This window comes from Pseudomonas sp. NPDC089406 (genome assembly GCF_044900265.1).
Lineage (GTDB): Bacteria > Pseudomonadota > Gammaproteobacteria > Pseudomonadales > Pseudomonadaceae > Aquipseudomonas > Aquipseudomonas fakonensis.
Genome location: NZ_JBJDNC010000051.1, coordinates 12342 through 24638, shown reverse-complemented (window position 1 = coordinate 24638; position 12297 = coordinate 12342). Strand labels below are relative to the sequence as shown.

Annotated in this window: 10 protein-coding genes; 3 read left to right on the top strand and 7 right to left on the bottom strand. The window is 67.5% G+C overall.

Annotated features, from left to right (window positions below):
- The first annotated feature begins 335 nt into the window (after positions 1–335).
- The 3 genes from ACI2KK_RS25530 (at position 336) to ACI2KK_RS25520 (ending at position 4902) form a co-directional block, all read left to right on the top strand.
- Positions 336–2492 (top strand): type I secretion system permease/ATPase, encoded by a 2157-nt coding sequence (locus tag ACI2KK_RS25530; protein WP_404671143.1) that lies wholly within the window; start codon positions 336–338, stop codon positions 2490–2492.
- Positions 2482–3858 (top strand): HlyD family type I secretion periplasmic adaptor subunit, encoded by a 1377-nt coding sequence (locus ACI2KK_RS25525; protein WP_404671142.1) that lies wholly within the window; start codon positions 2482–2484, stop codon positions 3856–3858. Before ACI2KK_RS25530 ends, ACI2KK_RS25525 begins: the two co-directional genes overlap by 11 nt.
- A gap of 114 nt (positions 3859–3972) precedes the next feature.
- Entirely contained in the window at positions 3973–4902 is a 930-nt protein-coding gene (locus tag ACI2KK_RS25520) for a DUF4434 domain-containing protein (RefSeq protein ID WP_404671141.1), read from the top strand.
- Positions 4903–5067: 165 nt separating this feature from the next.
- Here ACI2KK_RS25520 and ACI2KK_RS25515 read toward each other — a convergent pair whose 3' ends face one another.
- The 7 genes from ACI2KK_RS25515 to ACI2KK_RS25485 are packed head-to-tail and all read right to left on the bottom strand — an operon-like array spanning position 5068 to position 12294.
- Positions 5068–6195 (bottom strand): acyl-CoA dehydrogenase family protein, encoded by a 1128-nt coding sequence (locus ACI2KK_RS25515; RefSeq protein ID WP_404671140.1) that lies wholly within the window; start codon positions 6193–6195, stop codon positions 5068–5070.
- Positions 6196–6201: 6 nt separating this feature from the next.
- Positions 6202–6861, bottom strand: a complete 660-nt coding sequence (locus ACI2KK_RS25510; RefSeq protein ID WP_404671139.1) for an alginate O-acetyltransferase AlgF — start codon at positions 6859–6861, stop codon at positions 6202–6204.
- On the bottom strand, positions 6858–8330 hold the full coding sequence (locus ACI2KK_RS25505; RefSeq protein ID WP_404671138.1) for an AMP-binding protein: 1473 nt from the start codon (positions 8328–8330) through the stop codon (positions 6858–6860). Before ACI2KK_RS25505 ends, ACI2KK_RS25510 begins: the two co-directional genes overlap by 4 nt.
- Positions 8331–8363: 33 nt before the next feature.
- Positions 8364–8591, bottom strand: coding sequence for an acyl carrier protein (locus ACI2KK_RS25500; RefSeq protein WP_369989028.1), 228 nt, complete (start codon positions 8589–8591; stop codon positions 8364–8366).
- 18 nt (positions 8592–8609) lie between these two features.
- Positions 8610–10187 carry an MBOAT family O-acyltransferase gene (locus tag ACI2KK_RS25495; RefSeq protein WP_404671137.1) on the bottom strand — a complete coding sequence of 526 codons (1578 nt, stop codon included), beginning with the start codon at positions 10185–10187 and terminating at the stop codon, positions 8610–8612.
- Positions 10177–11295 (bottom strand): hypothetical protein, encoded by a 1119-nt coding sequence (locus ACI2KK_RS25490; RefSeq protein WP_404671136.1) that lies wholly within the window; start codon positions 11293–11295, stop codon positions 10177–10179. Before ACI2KK_RS25490 ends, ACI2KK_RS25495 begins: the two co-directional genes overlap by 11 nt.
- A gap of 3 nt (positions 11296–11298) precedes the next feature.
- Entirely contained in the window at positions 11299–12294 is a 996-nt protein-coding gene (locus ACI2KK_RS25485; protein ID WP_404671135.1) for a twin-arginine translocation pathway signal, read from the bottom strand.
- Between the last annotated feature and the right edge of the window lie 3 nt (positions 12295–12297).

Sequence of the window (12297 nt, the reverse complement as noted above, 5' to 3'; positions counted from 1 at the left end):
GCGTGCACTCGGCGTTGAGCTTCACCCTAGACGCCTTCACGGCTTTTTGCGTGCACAAGCCGCGTAGTACGGGGCTTGCGCACGGCCTGGCAAACCCTGCAAGCGGTACCGTTGCAACTTCCACTTGCATCGGCGCCATCAAGCGTTAGTCTTTTGAACGTGCTGTGGCCTGAATGAAACTTGTGTTCAGGCTTATAACCAAGGATGGCTGATAGCTCGCGAAGTGCTGGTGGCAAAGATGAACCTTCGTGTTGGCTCACCGTCTGCACTAAAGAACATCGGGTGACGGTTGATGGCATGTTGCCCGCAACTTGCGCAATGGAAGAGAGTGCCACGTGGAATCCGAAGTCAGTCGAGTCCTGCTCAGTCACGATCCGCGTAGTCAGCACGACGATCCGTTGCTGGACTGCCTGCTGACCCTGTGCGTCCTGCACCAGAAACCCGCCAGCCGGGTGATGCTGACCACCGGGTTGCCCTTGCCCTCCCAGCGCCTCACCCCCGAGCTGCTGCCCCGTGCCGCTGCCCGTGCCGGCCTGCAGGGGCGCATGCTGCAGCGCAAGCTCGAGCAGATCCCGAGCATCGCCATGCCGGCCATGCTGCTGCTCAAGGAAGGCCGCGCCGCCGTGCTGCTGGGCTGGGAAAACGCCGACACCGCACGCCTGCTGCTCAGCGAAAGCGACGGCGGTGAGGTGCTGATCAGCCGCGAAGCACTGCTCAGCGACTACAGCGGCCGGGTGTTCTTCGCCCAGCCGCAGCACAAGTACGACGTCAACCACGGCAACCTCATCCCGCGTACTCGCTCGTGGTTCCGCGACACCCTGCTGCGCAGCAAATGGCTGTACATCGACGCCATCGCCGCGAGCCTTGTGATCAACCTCATCGCCTTGGCCGCGCCGTTGTTCGTGATGAACGTCTACGACCGCGTGGTGCCCAACCAGGCCACCTCCACCCTGTGGGTGCTGGCGGTGGGCATCACCGGCGCCTACATCTTCGACCTCATTCTCAAAGGCCTGCGCAGCCTGTGCCTGGACCTGGCCGGCAAGAAGACCGACCTGATCATCTCCGCCACGCTGTTCGAACGCATCGTCGGCATGGCCATGAAGTACCGCCCGGCGCGGGTCGGCAGCTACGCGCAGAACATCCACGAGTTCCAGGGCCTGCGCGACTTCCTCGCCTCGCTCACCCTCACCAGCCTGATCGACCTGCCGTTCACCCTGATCATCCTGGTGGTCATCGCCATCATCGGCGGGCACCTGGTGTGGATCCCGGTGCTGGCCTTCCCGCTGGCCCTGGGTATCGGCTACGCCCTGCAAAAACCGCTGATGGCAACCATGGAGCGGACCATGGCGCTGGCCTCTGAGCGCCAGTCGAGCCTGATCGAGACCCTCGCCGGGCTGGATGCAGTCAAGGTCAACAACGCCGAAAGCGAGCGCCAGTACATGTGGGAGCAGACCCTCGGCACCCTCAGCCGCCTGGAGCTGCGGGTCAAGGTGCTGTCGGGCCTGGCCATGAACATCACCCTGCTGATCCAGCAACTGGCCGGCGTGGCAATGATCTGCGTGGGGGTATACCTGATCATCGACGGCAACCTCAGCATGGGCGGCCTGGTGGCCTGCTACATGCTCAGCGGCCGCGCGCTCGGCCCGCTGGGCCAGCTCAACGGGTTGCTGGCGCGCTACCAGCAGGCCAAGGTGACCATGACCGCCACCAACCAGATGATGGACCTGCCCCAGGAGCGCAACTTCGAAGAGCGCCCGCTGAGCCGCCAGGTGCTGCAGGGTGCCATCGAGTTCCGCGGGCTGGACTTCACCTACCCCAACCAGCAGAACATGGCGCTGAAGAACATCAGCCTGACCATCCGCCCCGGCGAGAAGGTCGGCATCATCGGCCGCAGCGGCTCGGGCAAGAGCTCCCTGGCCAAGCTCATCGTCGGCCTGTACGAGGCCGACAACGGCGCGCTGCTGGTGGACGGCGTGGACATCCGCCAGATCGACGTCAGCGAGCTGCGCCACAACATCGGCTACGTGCCCCAGGATATCCAGCTGCTGGCCGGCACCCTGCGCGACAACCTGGTCAGCGGCGCCCGCTATATCGAGGACGAGCTGATTCTGCAGGCCGCCGAGCTTGCCGGGGTGCACGAGTTCGCAAGGCTGCACCCGGACGGTTACGAGCTGCAGGTCGGCGAGCGCGGGCAGAACCTGTCCGGCGGCCAGCGGCAGAACGTCGCCCTGGGCCGGGCGCTGCTGCTCAACCCGCAGATCCTGCTGCTCGACGAACCCACCGCAGCCATGGACAACACCGGCGAGGAACGCCTCAAGCAGCGCCTGCAGGCGGTGGTCGAGAACAAGACCGTGCTGCTGGTCACCCACCGCGCCTCGCTGCTGTCGCTGGTCGACCGGCTGATTGTCATCGACCGCGGCCAGGTGGTCGCCGATGGCCCGAAAGCTTCTGTCATGGATGCGCTGAAGAAGGGGCAGATCAGTGTTGCCTAAACTCGATGTCGGTCACTTCAAGGACCAGCTGCGCCGTTATTTCAAAGGCTCGGACTCGCTCCACGGGCAACCCCTGCCCGAGGTCAACAAGGCGCTGATCGAAGACGCCCCGCGGGTGGTGCGCCTGACCATCTGGGGGGTGATCGCGTTCTTCCTGTTCCTGATCGTCTGGGCCAGCTTCGCCCCCATCGACGAGGTCACCCGCGGCGAGGGCAAGGCCATCCCCTCGTCCAAGGTGCAGAAGATCCAGAACCTCGAGGGCGGCATCGTCGCCGAAATCTTCGCCAAGGAGGGCGAGGTGGTGGAGGTGGGCCAGCCGCTGCTGCGCCTGGACGAAACCCGCTTTGCCTCGAACAAGGGCGAAACCGAGGCCGACCGCGTGGCCATGGCCCTGCGCGTCGAGCGCCTGAGCGCCGAGGTCGAGGACCGGCCGCTGAACATCGACAGCAAGCTGCGCGAGTCGGCGCCCAGCCAGGCCGCCAGCGAGGAGTCGCTGTACAACAGCCGCCGCCAGCAACTGGGCAACGAAATCGACGGCCTGCAGCAGCAACTGGTGCAAAAACAGCAGGAGCTGCGCGAGTTCAACTCCAAGCGCGCCCAGTACAGCAATCAGCTGGGGCTGTTGCGCCAGGAGATCGGCATGTCCGAACCGCTGGTGGCCAAGGGCGCCATCTCCCAGGTGGAAATCCTGCGCCTGCGCCGCGCCGAGGTGGAAATGCGCGGCGAGCTGGACGCCACCGGCCTGGCCATCCCCCGGGCCGAGGCTGCGGTAAAGGAGGTGCAGAGCAAGATCGAAGAGACCCGCGGCAAGTTCCGCAGCGACGCCCTCACCCAGCTCAACGAGGCCCGCGCCGACCTCAACAAGACCACCGCCACCAGCAAGGCCCTCGACGACCGGGTCAACCGCACCCTGGTCACCTCGCCAGTGCGCGGCATCGTCAAGCAGCTGCTGGTCAACACCATCGGCGGGGTGATCCAGCCCGGCAGCGACATCGTCGAAGTGGTGCCGCTGGACGACTCGCTGGTCATCGAGGCGAAGATCCTGCCCAAGGATATCGCCTTCCTGCACCCCGGCCAGGAAGCCATGGTCAAGTTCACCGCCTACGACTACACCATCTACGGCGGGCTTGAAGCCAAGCTCGAGCAGATCGGCGCCGACACCGTCACCGACGAAGACAAGAAGACCACCTACTACCCGATCCGCCTGCGCACCGAAAAAAGCCACCTGGGCACCGACGACAAGCCGCTGCTGATCATCCCCGGCATGGTCGCCACGGTGGATATCAAGACCGGCAAGAAGACCATCATGAGCTACCTGCTCAAGCCGATCATCAAGGCCAAGGCCGAGGCATTGCGTGAACGTTGAGCGGGCGAGCGGGCCCTGCGGGTTTTCGGTTAACCTTGGCCCTACTGCGCCTCTACAAGGACCGCCATCATCGCTCCCGCTCTCTCGCGCCGCCAGCTGCTGGGCCTGCTGGCCATGGCACCGATAATCGCCAACCTGCCAGGTTGCACCCGCTCTTCAGGGTTGCAGGGCAGCTTCCTGCAGCTGTGGAAGAGCCACGCCGACCTCACCCCCGAACAGTGGCGCCAGCGCCTGGCAGCCACCGCCGCCATGGGCTGCCGGACCATCACCGTACAGTGGGTCGGCCTGGTGGGCGGCGATTCGCCGTGGATGATCCCCGATGCCAGCTTGCGCACGGTATTCGACATCGCCCGCGACGAAGGCATGCAGGTGCAGTTGGGCCTGCCGTTCGACAACGCCTGGTGGCCGGCGCTGTCGGCCGATGCCCAGGGCCAGGCGCGTTTCTTCGCCCAGGCCTTGGCCGGGGCGCAGGGCTACATGGCCAGCGCCCCTTGGCCTGAGCACCGCGCCTTCGCCGGCTGGTACATCCCCTACGAGCTGGAGCAGTACCACTGGGCCACTGCCGACAGCCAGCAGCGCCTGGCGCAGTGGCTGGCGGACATGGCCAGCAGCACCCGCCAGCACAGCGACAGCGTGCCGGCCATTTCCACCTACTACAGCGTGCTGCCCACCGAGGGCTCGCTGGTGCAGCTGTGGCGCACGCTGCTCGACAGCACCGCGCTGCGGCCGGTGGTGCAGGACGGCGTCGGGGTGGCCGGCTGGGCCAACCTGCAAGGCATCGAGCCGCTGCTGCTGGAGCTGCGCAAGCGCAAGGTGGCGTTCGATGTGGTGGTGGAGCTGTTCGAGCAGTTGCCGTCGCAGAACAACGACGGCAGCGACTTCCAGGCCCGTTCTGCCGACTACGCCCGGGTCAACCGCCAGCTGGAGTGGGCCCGCACCACCGGCGCCGAGCAAGTGGTGGCCTTCGCCCTCGACCCCTGGGCCCTGGGCGACGACCCCCGCGCCAAGCGCCTGCTGCACGACTGGCAGCAACGCCGCGGTTGAGGCCTGCCCAGGCAGCCCAGGCCTGAAGTCTGCGCGCCCTCTGTAGGAGCGGCCTTGTGTCGCGATCGGGCTGCGCAGCAGCCCCGGCGATTTTGCATGATGCCGAGGTCCTGGGGCTGCTGCGCAGCCCGATCGCGACACGAGGCCGCTCCTACAGGGACTGCGCTAAAGGCTACGCCCGATAATCTCGAGCATGATCTCGCTGGTACCGCCAAAAATGCGCAACGCCCGTGCATCGGCCCAGGCCCGGCCAATGCCGTACTCGCTGCTGTAGCCATAACCACCATGCAACTGCAGCAACTGGTCGAGCACCTGCCCCTGCATCTGCGTGGCATTGAGCTTGGCCATGGCCGCCACCACCGGGTCCAGCGTGCCCTGCATCAGCTGGCGCGCGCAGTCGTCGAGGAACACCCGCAGCATGGTCAGGCGCGCACGCGCATCGGCCAGGATGAAGCGGTTGTGCTGGTGGTCACTGACCCGCTTGCCGAACACCTTGCGCTCGCGGGTGTAGGCCAGGGTTTCTTCCAGCATGCCCTCGGCATGCGCCGCGGCGCGCAGGGCAATGGCCAGGCGCTCGCGGGAAAGCTCCAGGCCCAGGTACTCAAAGCCTGCGTTCTCTTCACCCAGCAGGCAGTCGGCCGGCACGCGCATGTCATCGAAGAACAGCTCGCAGGTGTCCTGGGCATGCTGGCCGATCTTGGCCATGGCCGGGCCCTTGCTCAGGCCCGCCAGCCCCGCCTCGACGCAGAACAGCGACAGCCCCCGGGCGCCGAGATCCGGCTCGGTGCTGGCGACGACGATGATCAGCCCGGCGTTGACGCCGTTGGTGATGAAGGTCTTCTGGCCATTGAGCACATAGTGCTCGCCCTCGCGCCGGGCGCGGCAGCGCACGGCCTTCAGATCACTGCCGGCGCCTGGCTCGGTCATGGCGATGGCGCCGATCAGCTCGCCTGCGGCCATGGCCGGCAGCCAGCGGTCTTTCTGCGCCTGGCTGCCGAGGTTGTACAGGTAGGGCGCAACCATGTCGGAGTGGATCGAAAAACCAATGCCCAGGCAGTTGGCCCGGGCCAGTTCCTCGATCACCACCATGGCGTGGCCAAAGTCGCCATCGGCGCCATAGGGCGCCGGCAGTGCCGGGCACAGCAGGCCCTGGGCGCCGGCTTCGCGCCACAGCGCCGCCGGGGTCAGGCCGTCGCGCTCCCAGTCGGCATAGAAGGGCAGGATGCGCGCCTGGATAAACCGCTGCACCTGTTCGCGAAACAGCAGGTGGTCATCACGAAAGAGTGTGCGCATGGCCGCTTACCGGGCCAACGCCGCGGTGCCGGCCAGCTCGCCGCGCAGCACGGGCTGGCTGGCACTGCCAGTGAGGAACAGCGCGTAGTGGTCACCCGGCTGCAACTGCGGCAAGGCCAGGGCCTTGGCCTGGGTTGCGCCGCACCCGGCGCTCAGGTTGGCGCTGACCGGGTTGATGGCGCGGGCCTGGCTGCTGGCGGGTTTTACCTCGCTGAACAGGGTAGGGCCGCCTTGCACCTGCAACTGCCCGGCCGGGCAGTCGCTGGCCAGGTTGTAAAAGCGCAGCTCGGCCTTCAGCGCGTCATCGCTGGCGGCGCTGTCGTCCAGCACCAGCAGCTTGCCGCCCTGCAGCAGCAGGCTCTGGTAGCTGTCGGCGGCCACCGTCAGCTCACCCACCACTTTGCCGGCGATGCTCACGCTGAACGGCTCGCCGCCCTTGACTACGTTGTAGCTGCTGGCCAGCTGGTCGGCGCCCAGCGCCTGCGGGGTGTTCTTGCCGACTTGCACCTGTACGGCGGGGCCATCCGGGTGCAGCACGCGGACGAACGCCGAGCCTGCCGGCGGGCGCGGCGCGTACAGCTGGGCCAGCTTGCCTTCGGCCTGGGTGACGGCGGGCAGGGCCGCGCCCAGCAGCAGCGCGGCGGCGAACAGGTTCAGGGCTTTCATGCGGTCTCCTTGGGGCGTTTCATGCGGGCTTCTTGATACAGCGCCGCCAGGCGCTTGCGGTCGACCTTGTCCGACAGGGTCGCCGGGAACTGCCCGCAGGCCAGCAGTTCGGACGGGATCATATACGAAGGCAGGCTGCCGGCCAGGCGCTGTTTCCAGTCGGCCAGCGCTTCAGGCAACGGGCCCAGGGTGCCGGCAGGCAGCTGCTCGGGGGTTTCGATGAAGCCGATCATGCGCACCAGGGCGCCGTCCGGGCGGCGCAGGGCCACGGTGGCCGCAGCGCTGACCCCGGGCAGGCTGGCCAGGCCCGCGTCCACCTCGCCCAGCTCGATGCGGTAGCCGTGCAGCTTGATCTGGTCATCGCGCCGGCCATGGAAGAACACCCGGCCCTGCTCGTCGATTTCGGCCAAATCGCCGCTGCGGTAAGCGCGCTTGCCGTTGTGCTCGAACAGCACCGCAGCGCTGAGGTCGGGGCGGTTGAGGTAGCCGCGCATCACATGGTCGCCGGCAATGCACAGCTCGCCGGCTTCGAGGAACAACTCGGCATAGGGCTTGGCCCGGCCAATGGACAGCGGCTGGGCACCCGGCGCAAGCGGCGGCTGGATTTCGATCCAGGTGGTCGAGCAGGTCGCCTCGGTGGGGCCGTAGGAGTTGATGATGCGCGCCTTGGGGAAGCGCTGCCAAAGCTGCACGGCCAGGGCCGGGGTCAGCGACTCGGCGCCGAACACGAACACCTGCAAGGCCGGCAGGTGCTCGGCGTCGAAGGCATCGTTGAGCAGTTGCTGGCGCACGAACGAAGGCGTCGAAGCCCACACCTGCACCTGGCCCTCGGCCAGGTAACCGACGAACGCCTCGGGGTCGGCGATCACCTCGCGCGGGCACAGCACGCACTGCCCGCCCAGGGCCAGGGCGCCGCACAGGTCGAACAGCGAGAAGTCGAAGCTGAACAGCATCTGGTTCATGAACGCAGGCGCCGGGCCCAGGGCCAGGCAGTCGCGAATCCAGCCGGCGAACAGCGCCAGGCTGTCGCGGCCGATCTGCACGCCCTTGGGGTCGCCGGTGCTGCCGGAGGTGAACATGATGTAGGCCAGATTCGCCTCGGCCAGGGTTGCGGCCTCGGCCATACCAGCGGTGAAGCTGTCGCTGGCGGCGTCATAGCAGTGCCCCGCGCCCACCAGCTCGATGATGCGTTGCAGGCGCTGCGGCGGGTTGATGCTGTCCAGCGGCACGTAGGTCACGCCCAGGCGCAGGCAGCCAAGCATCGCCACCACCAGCTCGATCTGCTTGTGGCCGCTGAGCACCACGGCGGTGCCCGGCACGATGCCGGCGCCGGTGGCGCGCAGCATCCACGCCTCGACCTCGGCCTTCAGGCCTGCCCAGTCCAGCACCCGGCGCGCATCGCGCAAGGCCGGGGCAGCGGCGCCCTGCGTGCAGTCGGCGAAGTCACAGCGCTCGAAATCGAAGTGCATCCGGCAGCCTCCCTGGTGCGCGCCCGTGCGGGCTCAGCGGTTGTTCTGGACGAAATCGGCCAGGGCGTCGACCGACTCCAGGTGCTCGTCGATCTCGGTGGGCGGCACTTTGCAGCCGTACTTGTTCTTCACCGCCATGACGATGTCCACGGCGGTCATCGAGTCCACCAGGCCCGACTCGATCAGCAGGTCGTCGTGGGCAACTGCGGTGCCGATCACATTCTCGATGATCTCGGCGAGTTCTTGCTTGAGGTCGCTCATGTCGTTCTCTCTTGAAGGTCAGAATTGGAAGTACAGGAAGCGTGCTTCCTTGTGCAGGTTCATCAGGCACAGCAGCAACAGCGCCGCCATGATCGCCAGCCACTTGAGGTTCGGTGCCCAGCGCAGGGCGGCCGGGCCGTCCAGCTGGGCGCGCGCCAGCGACGGCGAGAAACCGCCCATGATCTGGTGCGAGTTGGGCAGGAACCAGGCCACCGCCAGCACCGCCAGCACGTGCACGGCCTCGAGGTGGCGGCCGACCAGCATGCGCCAGGCATCGCCCCAGGCCACACCGGCCGGGTAGAGGACGTCCGGCAGGCTGCCCAGGCCACGCAGGCCGAACATGCCCTCGACCAGCAGCACGGCATCGTGGGTGGACTCGGCGCGGAAGAACGCCTGGGCGACGATCACCGCAGCGAAGGTCAGCAGCACGTAGCCTGCCACCTTGAGCGGGTGTTGCGGGCCCTTCTTGTGATTGCGCCCGACCACGAAGATGCGCCAGGCATGGTTGATCGACAGGTAGCCGGCGTGCAGCAGGCCGAAAATCAGGAACTGCAGCCCGGCACCGTGCCAGATGCCGGCCAGGCCCATGGTGAAGGTGGTCGGCAGGATGATCGCCGCAGCAAAGCCGCCGGCGGTGGCCGCACCCTGGGTGCCCACCGGCAGCCCGCGCTTGCCGCGCCACTCCGACACCGCCATGGCCACCGGGTAGTACAGGTAGGCGGTGAGGTAACGGGTCAGGGTGATGTGCCAGCGCGCCCAGAAGTCGATGATGTTGCTGGCCTTGTAGGGCGAGTTGAAGTTCAGCGGGAAGCGGATGCCGAACATCTTCGCCAGGCCCAGGGCCATGTCCGAATAACCGGAGAAGTCGAAATACAGCTGCAGCGCGTAGGCGATGCCGGTACCCCAGGCAGCCCAGAAGCCCAGGCTGCCCGGGTCGGCGAAACCTGCGTCGGCATAGGGCGCGATGGGGTCGGCCAGCAGCACCTTCTTGGCCAGGCCAATCACGAACAGCATGCCGCCGATGCTCAGGTTCTCGGCGCGGAAGCGGTAGTTATCCGGCTTGGCGAACTGCGGCATCATCTCTTTGTGGTGCAGGATCGGGCCGGCGATCAGGTGCGGGAAGAAGGTCACGAACAGCACGTAGCTGAGCAGGCTACGTTCCTTGACAATACCGGCGCGGCAGTCGAGCAGGTAGCCGATCTGGGTGAAGGTGAAGAACGAGATGCCCAGCGGCAGGATGATGTCGTCCAGGCGGGTGCCGGCCAGGCCCCAGTCCTGGGCGAAGTTCACCAGGGTGACGAAGTACTTGTAGTGGAACAACAGGGCCAGGTCCGCGCCCACGCCTGCGGTGGTCACCAGCAGTTGCAGCCTGGGCCGCCCGGCGCTGTTCAGGATCAGCAGGCTGACCAGGTAGTTGAAGGCGATCGAGCCGATCAGCAGCAGCACGAACTGCGGGTTCCACCAGCCGTAGAACACGATCGAGGTCACGCACAGCCACAGCGCCGCGCCGCGCAGGCTGCGGGCGGCGATCAGGTAGTGCGCGGCCAGGGTCAGCGGCAGGAACAGCAGCAGGAACAGGTAGGAGTTAAAGAGCATGGTCGGCCTGCTTTTCAGGTAGCGATGCCAGCACGGCGCGCTCGTCGGCGGTCAAAGGCAGCGACAGGGCGCTTTCGGAGAACTCCCAGATCACCAGTTTCAAGGTGCTGGGCCAGCGTTCGCGCTTGCCCAGCGCCGCCACTAGAGCGCCGCTGAACTGGCCGCCGTCCAGGCTCTGGTTCCACACCTGTTGGCCAAGGTTGCGCCCCAGGCGCTCGGCGAAGGCGCTGCGCCGGCCGTTGGAACTGCCGGCCAGCAGCACTTCGACCGCTGGCGTGTCGTCCAGCAGGCCGCCGCCGCGTTGCGCCTGGATCTGCTCGGGGTATTCGTCTTCGAGCGAAGGGCGCCAGGCTGTCGAGGCGTGCTCGAGGCCCGCCAGCACGATCAGGTCGCCCATGCGCGGCTGGGCGTTGCCGGCCTGGCTCTGGTTGAACTGCTGCGCGCCCTTGCCGGCCAGCAGCGGCAGGGCGGCGGCGGCCACGGCATCGGCGGCGCGCTGGGCGCCGCTGGCATTAAGGTGCACGTCGGTGCGGAAGAACCGCGGCGCTTGCTGCGAGTCTTCGGCCAGGGCGCTGCCCAGGTCGGCGTAGGGCACGCCCAGGCTGGCCAGCCCGGCCTGCCACTGGCCCAGCCGCGCCTGCAACTGCGCCGACTGGCGCAGGCCGCACAGGGCCTGGGTTTCGATGCGTGATTTGTCCGGCACGGCCACCAGCAGCACCTGCAGGCCCTGATCGCGCAGTTGCGCCACCCAGTGCTGCATCAGCCGCTGGCGCGCCTCGAAGGCGCCCTTCACGCCGGGCTGCGCGCGCAGGCCGTCGCGGTAGAACAGCCAGCCCGGGCAACCCTGCACCACCTGGTCGCCCAGGTCGCCCAGCAGGCGGTAGCGCACGGCGGCGCTGACGGTGTCGGCATCTTTTTGCAGCGCCGGCTGCAGGGCATCGCCCAGCGCCTTGCCCGCCTCACCGTCGAGCCAGGCCGCCGGCTTGAGCTGCGCGGCATCCAGCTGGCCGTTGTGCAGCAGCCACAGGCCGCAGGCCTGGGCCAGCAGCAGCAAGGCGATCACCGCGGCGCTGTAGCCGCGGTGCGAAGGGGTGCCCTGGTCAGCCATGGGTCACTTACCGGCAGCGGCGCGCAGGCGCTGGCGCCAGGCGTCGGCGGACATGATCGAGGCGTTGTCCCACAGGCCGCTGGCCTGCGGGCCCTGGGCGTAGGTGGGCTCGAACATCTGCCACACCAGCACCTGCGGCGGGTTGCGCTTGAAGTCCGGCGACTCCAGGTACTCCAGCAGCATGATCCACTGGCCGACGTTGCCGGGCTTCCAGTTCACCGACACCGGGCGGTCGATGCTGTTGGACAGCTTCTGCGGGAAACCGAAGTACGGCTGCACCATGCTGTGGCCGGTCACGTGCAGCGGCGCCGGGGCATCGTCCAGCAGGCCGTTGGCGGCGGCCTGGCGGCGCACGGTGAAGGTTTCGCGGCCGGTCTGCTTGCGCTGCTCGGGGGTGAGGAAGCGCTCGGCCAGGTCGCCGAAGCGGCGCTCCTTGAACTCGCTGCCCAGCACCATGCCGCTGCCGGCGCTGCCCTTGAGGGCCGGCACGTCACGCTTGGCCTGCTCGGCGGTGGCCACGGCGGTGGCGTCGGCGGCGGCCTGGGTCCAGTGCTGGTCGGTGCGGTAGAACACCTCCTGGCCGCTGCCCTTGACCTGGCGCAGCACCGCCTCGTCGTCGATGGCGCTGACGCCGGCCTTGTGCAGGCTGGCGAGGATGGTCTGGTAGCGCTGCTGCACCTGCGTGCTCAGGGTTTTGCCGGCGGGCAGCTTGTCCTGGTAGAAGCGGGTCTTGTCCGGCAGCACCAGCACTTGCAGCTGCACGCCACGGGCGGCCAGGGCTTGCTGGGCGTCCTTGATCAGCGCGGTGGAGGCCTCGATACCGCGGCTGTCCACCTCGGTCAGGCTGCCCCAGCCCGGGAACAGCCAGCCTTGCTGGCCTTGCAGCACGATCGAGGAGTCATCGGCACGGGCGGCGGGCACGGCCAGCGCCACGGCGGCGGCCAGCAGGCCGGCGAACAGGCCGGTGCGGGAAAGGTTGAGCAGAGAAGACGGCAACATCAA

Bases quoted from the DNA above. Each gene is read 5' to 3' on its own strand.
- ACI2KK_RS25520 (WP_404671141.1), top strand. From the start codon at position 3,973: ATGGCACCGATAATCGCCAACCTGCCAGGTTGCACCCGCTCTTCAGGG.
- ACI2KK_RS25515 (WP_404671140.1), bottom strand. From the start codon at position 6,195: ATGCGCACACTCTTTCGTGATGACCACCTGCTGTTTCGCGAACAGGTG.
- ACI2KK_RS25510 (WP_404671139.1), bottom strand. From the start codon at position 6,861: ATGAAAGCCCTGAACCTGTTCGCCGCCGCGCTGCTGCTGGGCGCGGCC.
- ACI2KK_RS25505 (WP_404671138.1), bottom strand. From the start codon at position 8,330: ATGCACTTCGATTTCGAGCGCTGTGACTTCGCCGACTGCACGCAGGGC.
- ACI2KK_RS25500 (WP_369989028.1), bottom strand. From the start codon at position 8,591: ATGAGCGACCTCAAGCAAGAACTCGCCGAGATCATCGAGAATGTGATC.
- ACI2KK_RS25495 (WP_404671137.1), bottom strand. From the start codon at position 10,187: ATGCTCTTTAACTCCTACCTGTTCCTGCTGCTGTTCCTGCCGCTGACC.
- ACI2KK_RS25490 (WP_404671136.1), bottom strand. From the start codon at position 11,295: ATGGCTGACCAGGGCACCCCTTCGCACCGCGGCTACAGCGCCGCGGTG.
- ACI2KK_RS25485 (WP_404671135.1), bottom strand. From the start codon at position 12,294: ATGTTGCCGTCTTCTCTGCTCAACCTTTCCCGCACCGGCCTGTTCGCC.